This window comes from Enterococcus sp. DIV0294, from assembly GCF_050558155.1.
Classification (GTDB): Bacteria; Bacillota; Bacilli; order Lactobacillales; family Enterococcaceae; genus Enterococcus; species Enterococcus faecalis.
Genome location: NZ_CP187889.1, coordinates 2,670,280 through 2,689,101, shown reverse-complemented (window position 1 = coordinate 2,689,101; position 18,822 = coordinate 2,670,280). Strand labels below are relative to the sequence as shown.

The window sequence follows — 18,822 nt, the reverse complement described above, 5'->3', positions numbered from 1 at the left end:
GTCGGAGAATGCGTTATTTAGATGCAGAAGCAATTGAGAATATAGCCACAGGAGCAGCTTTTTTAGGGACAGGAGGTGGCGGTGATCCCTACATTGGTAAAATGATGGCTTTGTCCGCCATCGAAGAAAACGGACCTGTCAAACTGGTTTCTCCAGAAGAAATTGCCGCGGAGGATTTTTTCCTACCCGCCGCAATGATGGGTGCCCCATCTGTCGCAATTGAAAAATTTCCCAAAGGCGACGAATTTGTCCGTGTCTTTGAGAAGTTAGGAAAATATTTAGACCAAGAAACGATTGCGGGGACCTTTCCAATGGAAGCTGGGGGCGTCAATTCAATGATTCCAATTGTTGTTGCAGCGAAGCTAGGCATTCCCTTGGTGGATTGTGATGGTATGGGGCGGGCCTTTCCAGAATTGCCTATGGTAACGTTCCATTTGAATGGGATGTCAGCGACCCCTATGGCAATTACCGATGAAAAAGGAAATATTGGCATTATGGAAACGATTGATAATACTTGGACAGAACGTCTTGCTCGTGTTCAAACGGTTGAAATGGGCGCCAGTGCTTTAGTGAGCATTTATCCCGCGACAGGCAAACAATTACAAGACTATGGTATTCACAACATCGTGACATTATCAGAAGAAATTGGCAAAGTGATTCGAGGTACCTATGCAGATGAACAAGAAAAACGCCAAGCATTAGTAGAAGTTACGGATGGCTTTGAATTGTTCCAAGGAAAAATTCTAGATGTGGAACGAGAAGTAAAAGGTGGCTTCAATTTGGGACGTGTCAAATTGAGTGGCTTAAACAGTGATGCTGGTTCAGAAGCAGTCGTCCATTTTCAAAATGAAAATTTAATTGCCGAGAAAGATGGTCAGGTGATTGCGATGACGCCTGATTTGATTTGTATGGTAGATTTAGAAACTTTAACGCCTGTGACAACAGAAAGCTTGAAATACGGCAAACGTGTCCAAGTAATGGGCTTGAAAGCGAATGCCGCTTGGCGAACGAAAAAAGGTATCGAAACAGTGGGTCCTCGGTATTTCGGCTACGAAATGGATTATCAACCACTAGAAAACTTAGTAGCGAAGGAGGACAAATAAATGTATAAAATCGGTATCGATGTCGGCGGCACAAATACAGATGCTGTTATTTTAGATCATCAATTAAACTTGATTCATTCAGTGAAAGTTCCAACAACCGATGATATTCAAACAGGGATTGCCGGTGCCTTAAATAAAGTCTTGGCAGAATCAGCAGTGGACCCAACCAAAGTCACACATGCAATGTTGGGCACGACCCAATGTACGAATGCCATTGTTGAGCGAAAAAAATTAGCAAAAGTTGGGGTCCTTCGTTTGGGCTATCCAGCAACCGCTTCGGTCTTGCCTTACACAGCTTGGCCCAAGGATTTAGTGGCCACTCTTTCAGAAACGTATGCTTTAGCACATGGCGGCTACGAATATGATGGACAACCATTGACTGCACTGGACGAAGAAGAATTACGTGGGATTTTGGCGTCTTGGCGAGGAGAAGTAGAGGCAATCGCAGTAATTGGCGTTTTTTCTTCTTTAAAAAATGACCAAGAATTGTTTGTTCAAGCGCTTGCGAAGGAAGTGTTAGGGGCAGATGTTCCTGTATCTTGCTCCTCAATGATTGGGTCTGTCGGTTTAATTGAACGGGAAAATGCGACAATTTTGAATGCTGCGTTGCACAAAGTAATTAAAGTGACCAGCGAAGGCTTTGAACAAGCCTTAGAACAAGAAAAAATTCATCACGCCCAAGTGTACTTATGTCAAAACGATGGTACGTTAATGTCGTTAACGTATGCCAAACAGTTTCCTATTTTAACCATTGCTTGTGGACCAACCAATAGTATTCGTGGGGCTTCTTACTTAGCCGGCTTGAAAGATGCAGTTGTTTTAGATGTTGGTGGCACAACGTCAGACATTGGCGTGTTAGTGGATGGCTTTCCAAGAGAATCTTCCCTGGCCGTTGATGTTGGCGGGGTACGGACCAATTTTAGAATGCCAGATATCGTGTCAATTGGTGTCGGCGGCGGTAGCCTAGTGCGTGAACAACCAGATGGTTCTGTGACAGTTGGCCCCGATAGTGTCGGCTACCGTATTACACAAGAGGCCCTTGTTTTTGGCGGCACACAATTAACGACCACTGATATTGCGGTTCGCTTAGGCCATGCCCAAGTTGGTGATCCTAGTAAAGTGGCTCATTTAGACCAAGCGTTTGCGGAAAAAGTGTACCAAAAAATTGGCGAATTGGTCAGTGAAGCGATTGATCGCATGAAAACCAGTTCCGCAGACGTGACGGTCGTTTTAGTTGGTGGTGGGAGTATTATCATCCCCGAAGAATTGACAGGCGTTAAAGCGCTAATTCGCAACGAAAACGGGGCAGTGGCGAATGCCATCGGTGCCTCTATCGCTCAGATTAGCGGACAATACGAACAAATTTATGTCTATTCAAAAATCCAACGAGACGCGGCGTTGGCCGATGCCCAAGAAAAAGCCGTCCAACAAGCTGAACTTGCGGGTGCAGTCCCTGGCACAATCGAGTTAGTCGAGGTGGAAGAAACACCACTCGCCTATCATCCAGAAAATGCAACCCGCTTACGAGTAAAAGTGGTTGGGAACATGTATTAAAAGAAAGGAAATCCTCTGGCATATGAGGGTTTCCTTTTTGTGCTATAGTCTCATCTTTACTTTCGAGTCAATTCAGTTTCAATGCGTTTTAAAATCCTCTTGTTTGCAATTATACCAAGTTCTTCTGTTGAGTTAAGCATATAAATCGTTGATTTCCCATTTCCTTTGTTTAACAAAGTACCTTGTTGGACTAAGCTGGTAACGGTTTTTCTAATTTTATAGTCAGAGTACCCACTATTTTTTTGAATATCTTTAATTTTTGCTTGTCCGTGATCCATCAAGTATAAAATAATTAATTGTTCAATATCAGTATAACCTTTTAGGCTATCTTTCATATTAATTTTCCAGATTTTGATAGTGGTTGCATCGAAATAGGTATCAATATCAGGTGCTTTTAAACTATTTTTAGTCGCTGCATCTATTATTCTAGGTCCTCCAGACCCTGCCTTCTCAGCAATTCCTACTCTCCTAAACAAAGTTGAAATAATCGGATTTCTAGTGACTGAATAACTTCCATGAATAAATTCTTCTTTAGACACTTTCATTTCTCCTGGATTGTAGAACTCAATATAATCATCGTAATCTGCAATCTTAATGACATGATCTGAATCATAATACGCATGCATTAAGACATTTACCAAAGCTTCTTTTAGTGATAATAATAGATCTGATTTATAGGAACCGCGAGTCATATCTTGTGATTGTCTAAAAGTATCAGGAATTGCGAGAGCGAATTTTTCAATGACAATAGTGTAAAAAGAGAAAATATTCATCTCTGGATAGTTCATATCACCTGTGGAAACTCTATCTAACCAATCGCTATCTAATGAACTTTTTTTCTTAAAATAATCCAATTGAAACTTTTTAAACCTGTCTGTAATTGAATGATATTTTCCGAAAAATAATAGTCCGCCAGTTGTTAATTTATATACATTATCGCTGTTCATTCTATCCTTTTTCAGGACACCCAAATTTATAAGTAACTCTTCATCTGAATAATCTAAGTATTTTTGCTCCTGAGTATTTTTATAAAGTAATTCTCTATATTCTTGAATTGTTTTTGTGTTTAAATCGTCCAGGGTATAATTATTTAGTAGCTCAGTATCTATATCGTTCTGAGAATCGACAATTAGGTATTTAAATTGATTATCATCTGCTTTTCGATCGCCATCATCTGTTCTTATGTAGGTATTCGTTTTATTTCCATTTAGATAAATAGGTCTTCTTTCAAATGAAGCTTTTGGGACTTTAATTTGTATAATTGATTTTCCAGCAACTTTTAATGTAATAACATCTTCATTACTCAATAAATTAGCGCTCACTTTTTTCTTGTCGTGAATAAGATTCCAAAAATCCCTAAGGATCATTTCTGGCTTATCAACGCCAACAACTCTATAGCCGTTGGGTATTTCTTCTACACCTAAAATAATTATACCACCCTTAGTATTTGCAAATGCGCTGTATGTACTCCAGATATCTTTGGAAAGAGAAGTCTGTGATTTTTTGTACTCTAATTGCCAACTTTCTTTTGGATGTGAAAAGATTTCGTCTTTTAATTCTATAAATTGATTCATACGTCCCCTCCTTAGTAATAAATTCAAAAGTAAATCAAAAGTAAAAAAACTGAGTGGTATCAAGCTTTTGAGTGATTTTTTCAAAAGAAAAAGTCATTTTTGAAAAGAAAACCAAAAGAATTGACATATAGATAAAATGTGGTATAATTTTAGCTTTAAATAATTAAATTGTATCATTAAAAAACTTTTTTTTCTAGAAGATTTTAGCAAGAAGTAGTTAAATGAACCAAGTAAATCAATCATAACTAGGAATTCCCTTCGACAATGCTACGATTGAATTCCTTTCCCCCAGTGCTTTTACGGAACGAATCCATAAAACAGAAGCAGCAGAAAACTAAACAAAAGTAAGTAATACGACTGTCTTTTTTTGCTATTTTTTGCGATAATAAGGGAGAAAGTTCAAATTGAAAGGGAGCCAGAATAAATGAAAACCTATGATTATATTGTTATTGGTGGCGGTAGTGGCGGGATTGCTTCTGCTAACCGCGCAGGAATGCACGGAGCTAACGTCCTTTTAATTGAGGGCAACGAAATTGGTGGGACCTGTGTCAACGTTGGTTGTGTGCCTAAAAAAGTCATGTGGCAAGCCAGCAGCATGATGGAAATGATGGAAAGAGACACAGCAGGCTATGGGTTTGATGTTGAAATCAAAAATTTTAGCTTTAAACAATTAGTTGAAAATCGTGAAAAATATATCGACTTCTTACATGGTGCGTATAATCGTGGTTTAGACAGTAACAACATTGAACGTATCCATGGTTACGCTACGTTTACTGGGGAGCAAACAATTGAAGTCAATGGAACAGAATATACGGCGCCGCACATTTTAATCGCGACAGGTGGTCGTCCGAAAAAACTAGGTATTCCAGGAGAAGAATATGCCTTAGATTCAAACGGCTTCTTTGCGTTAGAAGAAATGCCAAAACGTGTGGTCTTTGTCGGTGCGGGTTACATCGCAGCCGAATTAGCAGGAACCTTACATGGCTTAGGCGCAGAAACACATTGGGCCTTCCGTCATGAACGACCATTACGAAGCTTTGATGACATGCTTTCTGAAAAAGTCGTAGAACGCTATCAAGAAATGGGCATGCAAATTCATCCGAATGCAACACCAGCTAAAATTGAAAAAACGGCGCAGAATGAGTATGTTATTACATTTGAAAATGGTGAATCAATTACGACAGATGCCGTGATTTTCGGGACAGGCCGTCAGCCGAACACGGATCAATTAGGCTTAGAAAATACGAAAGTAGCCCTTGATGAAAAAGGCTACGTCAAAGTAGATAAATTCCAAAATACCACGCAAAATGGCATCTACGCAGTCGGCGATGTCATTGGGAAAATCGACTTAACGCCAGTCGCGATTGCCGCTGGTCGGCGCCTGTCTGAACGCTTATTTAACGGACAAACCGATTTATATTTGGATTATAACTTGGTACCAACGGTGGTCTTTACCCATCCACCAGTTGCGACAATTGGCTTGACGGAAAAAGCAGCGCTTGAAGAATATGGTGAAGACCAAGTGAAAATCTATCGCTCTAGCTTTACGCCAATGTATTTCGCTTTAGGAGAATACCGTCAAAAATGCGACATGAAATTAATCTGTGTCGGCAAAGAAGAAAAAATTGTCGGTTTGCATGGCATCGGCATCGGTGTTGACGAGATGCTACAAGGCTTTGCAGTCGCTATTAAAATGGGCGCGACCAAAGCAGATTTTGATAATACTGTTGCGATTCATCCAACAGGCTCAGAAGAATTTGTAACAATGCGATAAAAGGCGAATAAACCCAAAAAAGAGTGTTGCATCAGCAACGCTCTTTTTTGAATACACGAGTTATACTATTTGATTCGTAAAAAGTAATTTTTTATATCATACCAATAACCACTTTTCCATCTTTTAACTACTGACTTTTCCAAGAAATATGCTATGATTAAAAAAATCAGCAAAACAGAGGGTAGGGAGTTAGAGGATGGATAAAATTAGAATCAACAACTTGAAATTTTTCACAAAAAATGGTGTTTTGGCAGAAGAAAAACGTCTAGGACAGCAAGTAGAAATCGACCTTGAAATGCAGTTGTCGCTAGCCGAGGCAGGGCGAACAGATGATGTCACCCAAACCGTCAATTATGCCGAAGTGAATGAATTGATTGCCCAACGAGTAAACAATCACTCGTACGATTTAATCGAAGGTTTAGCGAGTGCTATTTTAGATGATATTTCCGCAGATTATCAAGAACAATTGAACAAAATTATCATTAAAATTAGAAAATATAGTGTGCCGATGCCCGGCCTTTTTGACAATATTGAAATTGAAATGGAGCGAGAAGTATAGATGATTGGCTATGTAGCATTAGGTAGTAACGTCGGCGATCCATACGCAAATTTAGTGAAAGCCCGCAATTATTTAAACGAAGACTCGCAGATTCAGGTCGTGGCTTCTTCAAAACTTTATGAAACGGATCCTTACGGCTATACAGACCAAGATGATTTTTTGAACGCCGTATTGAAAATTGATACTAGCTATACCGCTGAAGAGTTATTGGCTGTTACCCAAGGGATTGAGCAAGCAATGAAACGTAAAAAATTAATTCACTGGGGTCCGCGGATTATTGATATTGATATTTTATTATTAGGGGAACAGTCAGTCGCGTTGCCCCACTTACAAGTTCCTCATCAAGAATTAACAAAACGGTCATTTGTTTTGATTCCCTTAAGTGATGTTTACGCAGAGGAACAACTATTGGGCGCGCCAATAGCTACGTGGATTCAGCGCAGTGGCAATCAAGAAGAAGTGCGAGTAAGCGAAAAGGAATGGTAGAGATGGAGCAGGAAAAACAAGCGCAAATTGAGCAGGCAGTTACCACAATCTTAGAAGCAGTGGGGGAAGATACTCAACGGGCAGGACTCATTGATACACCCAAACGCGTAGCTAAAATGTATGCAGAAGTTTTTAGTGGATTAACCGAACCTGAATTTGATGATTATAAATTATTTGATAGCTTAAATGAAGGCGAAATGGTTTTAGTAAAAGATATTGCCTTTTATTCAATGTGTGAACACCATTTATTGCCATTTTATGGAAAAGTACATGTCGCTTATCTGCCAGAAGGTGGCAAAGTATTGGGACTAAGCAAGTTACCAAGATTAGTAGAACATTGTGCCAAACGTCCCACAGTTCAAGAAGATTTAACAGTGACAATTGCCCGCAAACTCCAAGAAAATATTCCCGTCAAAGGCATTGCAGTAGCCATTGAAGCGGAACATATGTGTATGACGATGCGCGGCGTGAAAACACCACAAAGTAGCACCAAAACATTTCAATTTACCGGACTATTTAAAGAACAAGAGTGGAAAAATCAATTTTTAATGGAGATACGTTAGAAAATGGAAATCATTGTTGGCACGAATAACCAAGGTAAGTTAAAAGAAATGCAATCAGGACTTAAGGACCCCGCTATTCAACTTGTCTCTTATCGAAAGTATACAACCAGTCAAGAACAACCTGCAGAAACTGGCACTACGTATGCTGAAAATGCTTATCTAAAAGCTCGCTTTTTCCAACAATTAATTGGCCGCCCAGTGTTAGGTGATGATGGCGGCTTAACGTTAACTGCTTTTCCTGATTTATTAGGTATTCATACAAGCCGCTTTTTCCATTCAGCCAATCCGGAAGAACAGAACCGCGAACTGTTGCACTTATTTGAAGGGCAACAGTCGACCCGAGAGTTAACCTTATCAGCCACGTTGGTCTATGTACTCGATGACGACAAACTGTTGCAAACGGAAGCCACTTTGACTGGTGAATTAGTTGAACCGCGCGGTACAGGTGGTTATGGCTTTGATCCGATTATTTATTTACCAGATCGAGGCAAAACCTTAGCGGAGTTGTCCACGAGTGAACGAATGAAGATAAGTCCTAGAATGCGGGCTTTACGAAAGATGATTCAGCAGATAAAGGAGCAATGTGACAATGATTGATTTAAAAAAGAATTACCAAATTATGGGGATTGTCAACACGACCCCCGACTCTTTTTCTGATGGCGGTAGCTACACAACGGTCGACGTGGCCTATCAACATGCGCTTCATCTACTAGAAGCGGGGGCCGATATTTTAGACATTGGCGGCCAATCCACACGCCCTGGCTACGAAGAAGTTTCTCCACAAGTTGAGGCAGAACGAGTATTACCATTAATAAAAAAAATACGTGAGACTTCTCTAGCGCCGATTTCTGTGGATACCTACTATCCCGAAGTAGCGGAAGCCGCGATCCAAGCTGGCGCCACAATGATTAATGACATCAAAGGATTAGACACTCCGGGGATGGCAGAAGTCCTCGCACAATATCCTGAAATCCAAGTTGTGATTATGCATTCCAGAAAACACCAATCCCTTTCTTTAAAAGAAGAGTTGCACCAATTTTATACAGAAAAAATTGAACAATGCCAAAAATACGGCCTTTCCTTAGAAAAAATTTGTTTCGATCCAGGGATTGGCTTTCATAAAACTGTCGCAGAGAACCTTCAACTGTTAAAAGATCCTAACGCCTTTCGCTACCAAGATTATCCGTTACTATACGGCGTTTCTCGCAAACGAACCATTGGCGCTTTAACGAACGAACCAGAACCAGCCAACCGTGATTTTGGTTCAGCCGCTGCTTCCTTGTATGCAGCACAACAAGGCGTAGAAATTTTACGTGTTCATAATGTCCAAGGCTTAAAACAAACATTTGATGTCTGGCGAGCATTGTCGGAGAAGGAGTAAAGGTAGACCAATAGACTAAAATCAGTAATAAAAAATAAACCTGTCATAACTTTTACCGAAGGTTGATTATAATTAAAGATGACGTCTTAAACGTTCGGAACCTAATAAACGGCAGAAACAGAACCAACGCCTTCGGAACTAATTGGTTCTGTCCTGACCTCTTCATGTTTATCGTGTTTATTATGCTAAGTTGAAACGGGAAAGTCGATTGTTAAATAAGCTTTCGTTTTTTAGGTATTTTTAAGAAATATTTTAGAGTAGATACAGCATAGAAATTCTATTACAATTATCTTTGGATCTTCAAATAATATCAATTGTTATTTAATATTTATTTTATTTTTTACAAGTAAAAGTAAGGAGGTTGTAATCTCAATTGAAAAAACATAACTATTTATTGATTTTATTGTGGATAGTTGGAGGGATCTTTTTAGGAGTTGAAAAAGTAGAGGCTGCTCCTAGACCATTAACAGAACTGGGCTATTTCCATTGGGCAAATCAATCGATTACACCAGCGGCAAACACATTTATTATGCATTACGGCGAAAATACATCTGTCGAACCAATTGAAGGCGAAGTGTATTCAAACTACATGGCAGTTAGTCGAACGACAAATAAAAGCAAAGCATTAGTAAAAAATGTGGGGTTCTATGAAGGAAAAGCAGTTAATTTATTAGTTACATTACAACGGAATAAAAGTAATTTGGATGGAGGATCAATTAGTTTTACTGAAAGCTATTTTTTAGGAATTACGATTAAAAGCGAAATGCTGGTTACCTATGATTTTGTTGATAATTATGGTCAGCCCTTAACGATAAAAACAGCGTTTAATTACTATGGGTTAAATTCAAACAAATATGTTGGCTATAAAAACCCTGGAACGATAATTGATGCCTTATATGCGGAAAATCCTATACATATTCTTTACGATACGTGGGATGGCGGAGACGATGATTATTGGTTATATCTAAAAAACGTTACTGCAGGGGTACCTTGGCGGGACCCTCGCCAGCGTTTTGAAATGACGACCAAAAGTATTTCTACTGTTACGTTTGTAGTCCACAACAATGACACAACGCCGTCATCCATTGTTTACTTTACGGATTTTTTGGCAAAACCAGAATTTCCACCAGCCTACGCAATGGATACTTATTTTGAAAATGCAGAGACGGCTGTTTGTTTAAATGTGCAACAGACCATTCCCAATATTGATCAGTGGACAAAACCTAGTCAAATGGTTGTAAACGTTAACCTGAACCAAGTAAATCAAACAAAGCAATATCAATTTGACAAAGTCTTAGTTACAGACTTTAAAGGAGAAGATTTAACGGATTTATTTACTAGCCAAACAGATGGTGAAAATGTCCAAATTATGACAAAAAATCTGTCAGATAGTCGTCTCTACGATACCGTATTACAATATAAAGTTTACTTGAAATGGCAAGGGACTCAAAATCCAGTCGATACGGCGCTCATTTCAAATGGAAAATTAGACTTGCCGTTTAGTGCAAGAACTCTTTTAGATGGAGAAAATTTAGAGGAAACGACTGCTACATCCAGTGTGAATTATGTGGGGAAAGCAACAGCTGTGTTTTTAAATGAACAAGATAATGCTATTCATGAACCAGTCACAAAAGAAGGGATTTTAACCACGCCTTTTGACTTGTCTAATCAGTATCCCAAAATAGCTGGCTATGAACCAATTAAGACCCAACAAGATCAAGGAATGTTTCTTCCAGAGGAGCAAACAATTATTCATCGTTATCGTGAAAAGAAGTTATTACAATTCAAATTGATGGATGAAGAAAATCCGCTATTGGTCTCACGTTTTACAAATCAGCGAGAAGTTACTTTTTCATTTTCTCATGATCCATCAACCAATATAACTTTAATAGCGAAGTGTGGCACAGAAGAAAAAGAATTAAAAAAATATGTAGATGCGCCAGAATCGGTTGTTGATAAAGTTACGTATACTTTTCCTGAACATTGGTTGAATCGAGAGGTTTTCTTTTATATAAAAGATAAGAACAATCAAGAGTCAGAAAAAGACAGTCGGACTCTTCAAAAAGAAGCTGGGCCCAAGCTCATTTTACCTGATACAATCAATTTTGGTGTGAATGAAATTCCCGCAACAGAGACAATGATTTCTTCTATTACAAATAAAGAAATCCGCATTGAAGATACAAGCAAACTTGATAAAAGTCGGTGGACAATTAAAGTAAAAGAAGAACAACCGTTAAAGAACGAAAGTGGTGAGTTACTCGACAAAAGAATAAGTTATGGTGAGAAGAATCAGCGTGTTCTAATTAATGCAGATAGCCAACCTATTTTGCAAGGAAGCGGCAACGCTACCGCTAATTTGACCAAACAACTTTAGTTGACGATTTTTCCTTCTGATCCAGTCGGAAGGTATAGTGTAGTATTGCGATGGTCTCTGGAAGATGCGCCAGAATAAAACCTTTGTTTAATAAGAAAAAAGTGTCCAAAGATCTATTAATAGATAATTGGACACTTTTTTCTAGATCTCTCTGGGGCTCCTACTTTTTTAAAGAGAGCGCCTTCTAACAAAGTACAAATGTGTTATACTACACAAGTAGGAAGTTTATGACGGTGGCAATTTCTCAAAAAAGGGGGACTGCCAATGTTTTTGCTTGTTCGCTTTTTCCCTAGAAAGGAATAGCAGTGACTGTCTTTGAAGCATTGATGCTTGCGATCGCTTTCGCAACGTTAATTGTCAAAATCAGTAATAAAAACGACAAAAAATAAACCCGTCATAATCTTTAGCCAGGATTAACGGGTTTATTTTCTAATTAATTCAGCTACCGTCTTAAACGGTCTACCAGAGAGCGTATGTCTAGTACGCTCTCTTCGTGTTTATTATAGCAAGTTGAAACGGAAAAGTCGAATAGTAAATAAAAAAAGTAAGCGTATTCTAGGAAGGTATAAATGTGTTATACTACACAAGTAGGAAGTTTATGACGGTGGCAATTTCTCAAAAAAGGGGGACTGCCAATGTTTTTGCTTGTTTGCTCTTTCCCTAGAAAGGAATAGCAGTGACTGTCTTTGAAGCATTGATGCTTGCGATTGCTTTCGCAACGTTAATTGTCAAAATCAGTAATAAAAACGACAAAAAATAAACCCGTCATAACCTTTAGCGAAGATTGACGGGTTTATTTCCGTATCAAAATCAAGCTACCGTCTTAAACGGTCTACCCGAGAGCGTATGTCTAGTACGCTCTCTTCGTGTTTATTATACCAAGGTATCACCTAAAAAGCTAGCCGCTAAATCTTTCAATAGGGTTAGAGCTTTTTTATTAATTTTGAGAAAATGACCAATCTCGAATTAAATTACGCCAATTGGAACGTTCATCCATAGAATATTGATCTAATTCAGAAGTGGCTTCCCGATTATAAAGCATGACTTTTCCTAGACCTGCTTTTCGATGCAGAAAGATTTCGCAGTAAAAACCTAGATATTGACCGCCATGGTAAAACCAATCTCCTAACTTCATCCAACCACAATTATATTCTTTTAAATAGAGATTGAAAACTTGATCCCAACTTTCGGGCGACAAAATTTCGCCCTTGAGAACTGCTTGTAGCCATTTCGATAAGTCGTTAATAGTCGAGACCATACATCCATCTGCAGATAGTAATTGATAAGTATTTGGAAATTCATGTAGTTCATTATCAATGTTACGATAGCTCTTTGCTATGCTATTTTTTGTGGCAAATGAAGTTTTTACCATCGATAAAGGAGACAAGATTTTTTGTGTTACAAATTTCTCAAATGAGAGTCCAGATACTTTTTCAATAATCAAACCTAATAAATAATAATTAGTATTACTATAAGAAACTCGGGTTCCAACCTGAAAATCCATCGGTTTAGTAGCAATTATCGTTTTCAATTTATTGAAAGAAATTTGTTCTGCGGTAGCAAATTCAGCATAAAATTCCTGAAGTTTTTCGTTTAGCTCTGGTCTCTGTTCTTTAATTTTTTTTAAACTATTTAAGAATAGCTCCGTTGGATAATCAGGTAGACCACTACTCATTGTCAATAAATGTTTAACTGTGATTGTTTTTGGAAACAGCAAATCTGGGAAAAAGGCTACTACTGGCATTTCAAAGTTTAACTTACCTTGTTCATGAAGGATCATGCAGGCGGTGCCAGTGAATTGCTTTGTTACAGAGCCAATACAACTTTGAGTTGCTTCTGTGAATAACTGTTTTTCCTTAAATTTTGCAAACCCATAATTTTTCTTAGCTAAAATTTTATCAGTGGTAACAAGTGCATAACTACCATTGTAATCGGTCTGTTGATAGATAGTTTCTAATCTATGGATTATTTCTTGTAAATTCATTTTTTCTCTCTTTTCGCTATAGTCTCCAAGGTGGATATTACTTGTCTTGGGAAAAATGTTAAATTAAGCGAACATAGTTGGTACATCTTTACGCAAAAAATCACGTCCTTTCAATTATTAGTATACGCTTTCAATACATAAAAACGACAAGAAGGATTTAGAAGAAGCAAGCTTACATCAAATGTCCTCTATGAAGTGGTCAGGATAAGTATCCCAATATTTTTTATAAACACGGTCTGCATGACCATCTAAATTTAACTGGTACATTCGGAAAGTAATGAGCACATTTTTTGGTTGCCATTGTTCTTTGTATGAGTAACAGTAAGTCATCCCGATTTGTTTCATTACATTTCCACTGCGGTAATTTTCAACATCATGCGTGGCTGTAATATAGGGGATGCCCTCTTTTTTTAGTAACGAAACCAATGATTTACTGGCTTCTGTCACAATCCCTTTATGCCAAAACTCCTTTCGAAGTGCATAGCCAAAGTCGTGACTATCGTTCATTTCCGCTTTTACGTAGCCAATTGGACAATTATTTCCTTTAAGACAGATGGCAAGGTAATAAGGCTGGTGCTTAATTGTTTTTTCATAAAACGCCCACGTTTTGCTGAGTGTAGTATGAGGATACCACGGGAGAAAAGTATTAACCGACACATCATTCAAGAGTAAGTGAAGATCATTGATATCTTTTTCCGTAAAGGTTCTTAGGATAAGTCTATCCGTTTCAAGATAAGTCATAGTAGCACCTCTTTCTACTAATGAATCAAGTATATTTTTAAATTCTATCATAAAATATATGTTTGATATCACCTAAAAAGCTAGCCGCTAAATCCTCAATAGGATCCAGCGGCTTTTTTAATTTTCTCTTGTCAAAATTGTTTGTGTAATTTCATACAATTGTTCTTTCGCTTGGGCCTTTGTTTCAGGAAGTTTGCTGATTTCTTTCAGCGCTTTTTCTGTGTAATGAGTGGCTAATTGTTGGGCCTTTTCTACGCCACCTAGTTCATGGACAAGACGATAAATTTCCTGTGTTTCTTCATTAGTCAAGGCTTCTTTTTTCATTAAAAGTGGCAACAAGACTTCACGATTGGCTTCAAGTGCATAAATCAAGGGCAAAGAATACACGCCTTGACGTACGTCTTCTAAGACGGGTTTGCCGATAGCGTCAGCAGTTTGTGTATAGTCCAAAATATCATCAATAATTTGAAAAGCCAGTCCGATATTTTCGCCGATTTCACCACAACGTTTGGCAAAACGTTGGGAGGTGCCACTTTCATAGGCACCGACAAAACAACTTAGCGCAAACAGTTCCGCAGTTTTCCCGGAAATATTTTTTAAATATTGGTCAATCGTTACCTCGAAATTATAGCGATTGTCCATTTGACCAAGCTCACCAGTCAGGACTTTTTCCATACTGCGCGAATTTAATTGAATGCTTTTTAATGAAGAAGAATAATCAGATAAGAGCTTGAAACAGCAAACAAAAAGATAATCGCCTGTATACACGGCTGTGCTATTTCCAAAGCGCGAACGCAATGTTGGCAAGCCACGACGCGTATCAGCTTCATCGACAATATCGTCGTGAACTAACGTGGCGGTATGCAGTAATTCAATGGAAGCCGCTAACGCTGTCGCCTTTTTAGGGTCCCGCTGTTCACCAAAATAAGAGAACAACAGTTGGTAGGCTGGACGTAGCAATTTGCCGCCAGAATGAATCATGTCATGGACAGCAGCTTGAATCTCTTGATTATCGATTTGAACCGCTTGTTCCATCAAGCGAAGAGTAGTTGTTAATTCTTTTGATAACGTAGGATAGGTATTCCACATAGGATGTATATTCATAAGATGACTCCTTTAATTGTGGCGGACAGGTTTTCAATTAGAAAAATTGACTCCACTTATGTTTCGTTGTTTGTTCATAATTCAGTTGGAATTTTCGTAACGTCTGGACATGTTGTAGTAAATAATTAGCGGCAATCCCAATGGCAATCCCCGAGAGTAACCCAAACAGAGATAAAAATGGTAAGTACAGCATCGGCGCCCACGAATGAGCAAAGAAAGAGGTCGTTAGCAACTGACCAACGTTGTGTAAGAAACCACCAACGGCACTAATCCCAATAATGCTGACCCGTTTTGGCCCCAGCTGCTTGACGAGTAACATGCCGAAATAACTTAATAAGGCACCACTGGCACTATAGAAAAAGGTCGAAAGTGTACCGCCCAGTAATGTCGTTAAAATCAAACGTAAACAGACTAGGAAAAAACTATCACGCTTACGCATGGTGAAAATCGCAATAATGGTAATTAAATTTGCTAGACCGAGCTTTGCCCCAGGAGCAAATGCGAAAGGGTAAGGAATCATATTTTCGATTAAGCCAATAATGACCCCTTGGGCAACGAGCATAGCAATATAAATATTCTTGTGTAATTTGCTCATAGTTGTCGTGCTTAATAAATTAAGCTACCGTCTTCACTCCCATCAGAAGCTTCCACGGTGACAAACAAATTGTGGGGTAGACAGGCAATCGGGGTTTCACCAGGTTTGGAAATCCAGCCTCGTCGAACATCCACTAAGTCAGCACAGTTGGCTTCCTTCACGCGGATACGATCACCATCTACTTCAATCAGGTTGTAATCACCGTCTTTTGCTTCGTATTTATATGTATAATGCGGGCCGTCCTTTTTTAAGTCAAAGACTTTGATTACTTTGTTGTCTACTTTCAAGACTGCTTGATACGTAGCCGCTTCTTGACCACGGTTTTGCATGGCAAAAACAACAAGGGGCAGAAAAGAACCAAGAACTAAAATAGCAATAATAATAACGTCCCATGTTTTCAAGCGACTTTTCTTAATGAATTCTTTGATCGTCATTTTCTTCTCTCTCCTTTGGTGTTTTTTTCTTGTCTATCATAACACAGTGAACGAGCTTGGAACAAAAATTATTTTGAATTTTTGTTCCAAGCTCAAAAACTGATAAACGGCGGGAACAGAACCAACACTACGCGTTGCTCCGATCTCAACAACTTCTAAGAGCTAAAGCTCTAAGAGTTGAAGGTCCTTCGGAAATAAGCCGAAATTGTTGAGAATCACGAAGAACGTAGTGATTCGATGATGAATAATACCTACTTGGTCTCCAAAAATTAAAGAACACCGGGTAGGTATCATGCAACATCAACTCGTTCCTCGTTGTGTTTTATGACAATTTTCGAAAATTTCTTCTTATTGCTGAGAAACACTATTTGCAAAGCAAATAGATGTTGAACAGTACCTACTTGGTTCTCGGAGCTAAACGATTCTGTCCCGACCTCAGTTGAGCCACCATATTATATAAAAGAAAATATGTGGGACAAAAGTCATGCTTGACTGCTGTCCCACATACTAAATCCTATGATAGTCAGCTGGAGACATGTGTCTCAGCTTTTGCTCGTAGTTGTCAATCGATTATCGATTGCTTACTTACCGCCGTATCTAGCTTTCGGGGTACCATACCACGCTTTACCAAGTTTGCGTTGAATCCATGGAATTACCCAGCGGTCTAAACCGACAGCACGGCCTGAACCGTTCATCAAAGCAAAAGCGACAAAGATAAACCAGATATTTACCCAATAGAACATGCCAGATAAACAGAAGGCAATTGTTAAACCAATTGTAGCAGCACTTGATAACCAAGTGAATAAACCAGCAATCAATGCTAAAGCAATACATACTTCAACGATTGTCATGAATTTTTGCATGAACAAAGCAACTTCTTGGTTTGGCATCATAAATTTCATTACGCTTTCGAACCATTTAGGCATGTGATCAAACACTTGCATTGGTGTTTCGCCGTAAGCGTAGCTTAAACCAAAGTGCGCTGCTTGTGTTGCCGCATCGGCACCACCGCTTGCCGCCGCATCCGCCGCACCACTTGCCGCAGTTGTTGCTGTTTCAGTTGCTTGAGAAGCACCTGTTGTTACTTGTTCTTGTAACCAAGGGAATGGGAAAACGACTTTATCTGTGAACCAAGAACCGTCACCAAACCAAGTGCTTGGTTTCAAGTAATCGCCGTTGCCGACAATTTTCTTCATTGATTCGACTAACCAAACCATACCATAGAAGACACGTAGCGGAACACTCCACAAGACATTGCCGTAACGAGACGTATGTCCGCGAGCAACAGAACGATCATCTTTAATATGGAAGATTTCGTGCATAATGTATTGGAACATATAGTAACCAGAACGAATATCAAAGAAGTATTTCAAGTTAACGATATGTTTCATAATGATGGCTAAGAAACCACTCAAATGAATTTTATCGAATAAGTTGGCAACGCCCCATTTCGCGCCGATGGAAACCATGAATCCTTGGTAGTTTCCTTTAAAGGCGTGTTTTTCGCCACCTTTAATATCTGCAACGATGTTGGCAGCCGCAGTATGACCTGTTTGTTCAGCTGCTTGAACGATTTGAGGAGTTGGTGTATTTGGTGTTTCTTCGTAATAAACCAAGTCACCAATGATATAAATGTTTTTGTCTTCGTAACCTTTTGCTTGCATGTATTCATTCGCAACTAAACGACTACCACGGGCTGCTTCTAAACCAAAGTCAGCGGCATCAGAAGTTGCTTTCACACCAGCTGTCCAGATTAACGTATGCGTTGGTACTTCAGAACCATCTTTTAATTTAATGTGATCTGCTGCAACTTCAACGATTGGTGAGTTCAATAATAATTGAACATTTTTCTTTTCTAGATAACGTTCTGCTTTGGCAGCATCGTTACGAGATAACATGTTTAAGATGGTTGGCATTGCTTCAACAACCATTAATGTAATTTCGTCTGGATCAATTTTGGCATCTTTCGCTAAACGATCTTTCCAGTCGATTAATTCGCCGACCATTTCGATCCCAGTAAAACCAGAACCACAGACAACGAATGTTAACATTGCTTTGCGTACTTCAGCATCTGGTTCGATGGCTGCTTTAGCAACGGTTGCTTCAATGTGATGACGAATTTTCACTGCATCATCAAATGACCATAAGGTGAAACCATTTTCTTTCACGCCTGGTGTTCCAAAGTCGTTTGGTTCGCCACCCATACCCAGAATTAACTGGTCAAATGGATAAGAACCTGCTAAAGTTTTCACAACTTTATTTTCTTTGTCGATCCCAGTAACAGTATCTGTTACCAATTTTACGTTTTTCTTGCGTGAGAACAAACGTTGTAAGTCGTATTGAATTGCTTCTGGTTCAACACGTCCGCCTGCTACTTCATGCAATTCGGTCATCATAGTGTGGTAAGAATGGCGATCAATCAATGTGATTGTTACGTCCGTATCTTTTTTAAATTTCTTTGCTAGAAATTTAGTAGCTGAAACGCCAGCATACCCAGCACCTACAACGACAATATTTTGCTTTGTCATTGACAATCCGCTCCTTAATATTGTAAGTAGTAAAATAGTGATAATGATTAATAAGTACACAATCGACT

The 18,822-nt window shown here is 38.9% G+C and carries 15 protein-coding genes and 1 pseudogene; 9 read left to right on the top strand and 7 right to left on the bottom strand.

Translation table 11 applies throughout. The features are described from left to right. Window positions 1-8 precede the first annotated feature (8 nt). Both IGJ20_RS12965 and IGJ20_RS12960 read left to right on the top strand, forming a co-directional pair. The gene (locus IGJ20_RS12965; RefSeq protein WP_002354727.1) at window positions 9-1,103 is read left to right on the top strand and encodes a DUF917 domain-containing protein; all 1,095 of its coding nucleotides are present in this window, start codon (window positions 9-11) and stop codon (window positions 1,101-1,103) included. After that, window positions 1,104-2,657, top strand: coding sequence for a hydantoinase/oxoprolinase N-terminal domain-containing protein (locus IGJ20_RS12960; RefSeq protein ID WP_002365445.1), 1,554 nt, complete (start codon window positions 1,104-1,106; stop codon window positions 2,655-2,657). Window positions 2,658-2,713: 56 nt separating this feature from the next. Here the strand turns inward: IGJ20_RS12960 and IGJ20_RS12955 are convergent, their stop codons facing one another. Next, the gene (locus IGJ20_RS12955) at window positions 2,714-4,231 is read right to left on the bottom strand and encodes an RNA-binding domain-containing protein (RefSeq protein WP_002386215.1); all 1,518 of its coding nucleotides are present in this window, start codon (window positions 4,229-4,231) and stop codon (window positions 2,714-2,716) included. 424 nt (window positions 4,232-4,655) lie between these two features. On the opposite strand from IGJ20_RS12955, the gene gor reads away from it, so the two are divergent. The 7 genes and pseudogenes from gor to IGJ20_RS12920 all read left to right on the top strand — a co-directional run bounded on the left by gor (window position 4,656) and on the right by IGJ20_RS12920 (window position 11,446). Beyond that, window positions 4,656-6,005: a glutathione-disulfide reductase gene (gene gor / locus IGJ20_RS12950; RefSeq protein ID WP_002354732.1), complete on the top strand. Its 1,350-nt coding sequence runs from the start codon at window positions 4,656-4,658 to the stop codon at window positions 6,003-6,005. A 196-nt stretch (window positions 6,006-6,201) separates the two neighbouring features. Continuing rightward, complete coding sequence (gene folB, locus IGJ20_RS12945) at window positions 6,202-6,564, top strand: dihydroneopterin aldolase (RefSeq protein WP_002354733.1); 363 nt, start codon at window positions 6,202-6,204, stop codon at window positions 6,562-6,564. After that, complete coding sequence (folK, locus tag IGJ20_RS12940) at window positions 6,565-7,050, top strand: 2-amino-4-hydroxy-6-hydroxymethyldihydropteridine diphosphokinase (protein ID WP_126254837.1); 486 nt, start codon at window positions 6,565-6,567, stop codon at window positions 7,048-7,050. Next, window positions 7,044-7,613, top strand: coding sequence for a GTP cyclohydrolase I FolE (folE, locus tag IGJ20_RS12935; protein ID WP_002383148.1), 570 nt, complete (start codon window positions 7,044-7,046; stop codon window positions 7,611-7,613). Before folK ends, folE begins: the two co-directional genes overlap by 7 nt. Before the next feature lie 3 nt (window positions 7,614-7,616). Continuing rightward, complete coding sequence (locus tag IGJ20_RS12930; RefSeq protein WP_002354736.1) at window positions 7,617-8,210, top strand: non-canonical purine NTP pyrophosphatase; 594 nt, start codon at window positions 7,617-7,619, stop codon at window positions 8,208-8,210. Beyond that, window positions 8,203-8,994, top strand: a complete 792-nt coding sequence (gene folP, locus IGJ20_RS12925; RefSeq protein ID WP_126254836.1) for a dihydropteroate synthase — start codon at window positions 8,203-8,205, stop codon at window positions 8,992-8,994. The genes IGJ20_RS12930 and folP overlap by 8 nt, the downstream gene beginning before the upstream one ends. A 403-nt stretch (window positions 8,995-9,397) precedes the next feature. Beyond that, window positions 9,398-11,446, top strand: a pseudogene (locus tag IGJ20_RS12920) (hypothetical protein). 859 nt (window positions 11,447-12,305) lie between these two features. Here IGJ20_RS12920 and IGJ20_RS12915 read toward each other — a convergent pair. From IGJ20_RS12915 to IGJ20_RS12890, 6 genes are all read right to left on the bottom strand, one after another. Further along, entirely contained in the window at window positions 12,306-13,352 is a 1,047-nt protein-coding gene (locus IGJ20_RS12915) for a serine hydrolase domain-containing protein (protein ID WP_126254835.1), read from the bottom strand. Between the two features lie 177 nt (window positions 13,353-13,529). After that, window positions 13,530-14,093 (bottom strand): GNAT family N-acetyltransferase, encoded by a 564-nt coding sequence (locus tag IGJ20_RS12910; RefSeq protein ID WP_010708365.1) that lies wholly within the window; start codon window positions 14,091-14,093, stop codon window positions 13,530-13,532. A 117-nt stretch (window positions 14,094-14,210) separates the two neighbouring features. Next, complete coding sequence (locus IGJ20_RS12905) at window positions 14,211-15,197, bottom strand: polyprenyl synthetase family protein (protein ID WP_002368514.1); 987 nt, start codon at window positions 15,195-15,197, stop codon at window positions 14,211-14,213. A 37-nt stretch (window positions 15,198-15,234) separates the two neighbouring features. After that, window positions 15,235-15,792, bottom strand: a complete 558-nt coding sequence (locus tag IGJ20_RS12900; RefSeq protein ID WP_002354743.1) for a Gx transporter family protein — start codon at window positions 15,790-15,792, stop codon at window positions 15,235-15,237. A gap of 11 nt (window positions 15,793-15,803) precedes the next feature. Further along, a complete protein-coding gene (locus IGJ20_RS12895) occupies window positions 15,804-16,226 on the bottom strand; it encodes a NusG domain II-containing protein (RefSeq protein WP_126254833.1) in 423 nt (140 codons plus the stop codon). Between the two features lie 581 nt (window positions 16,227-16,807). After that, the gene (locus IGJ20_RS12890; protein ID WP_002354747.1) at window positions 16,808-18,754 is read right to left on the bottom strand and encodes an NAD(P)/FAD-dependent oxidoreductase; all 1,947 of its coding nucleotides are present in this window, start codon (window positions 18,752-18,754) and stop codon (window positions 16,808-16,810) included. Window positions 18,755-18,822: the final 68 nt, after the last annotated feature.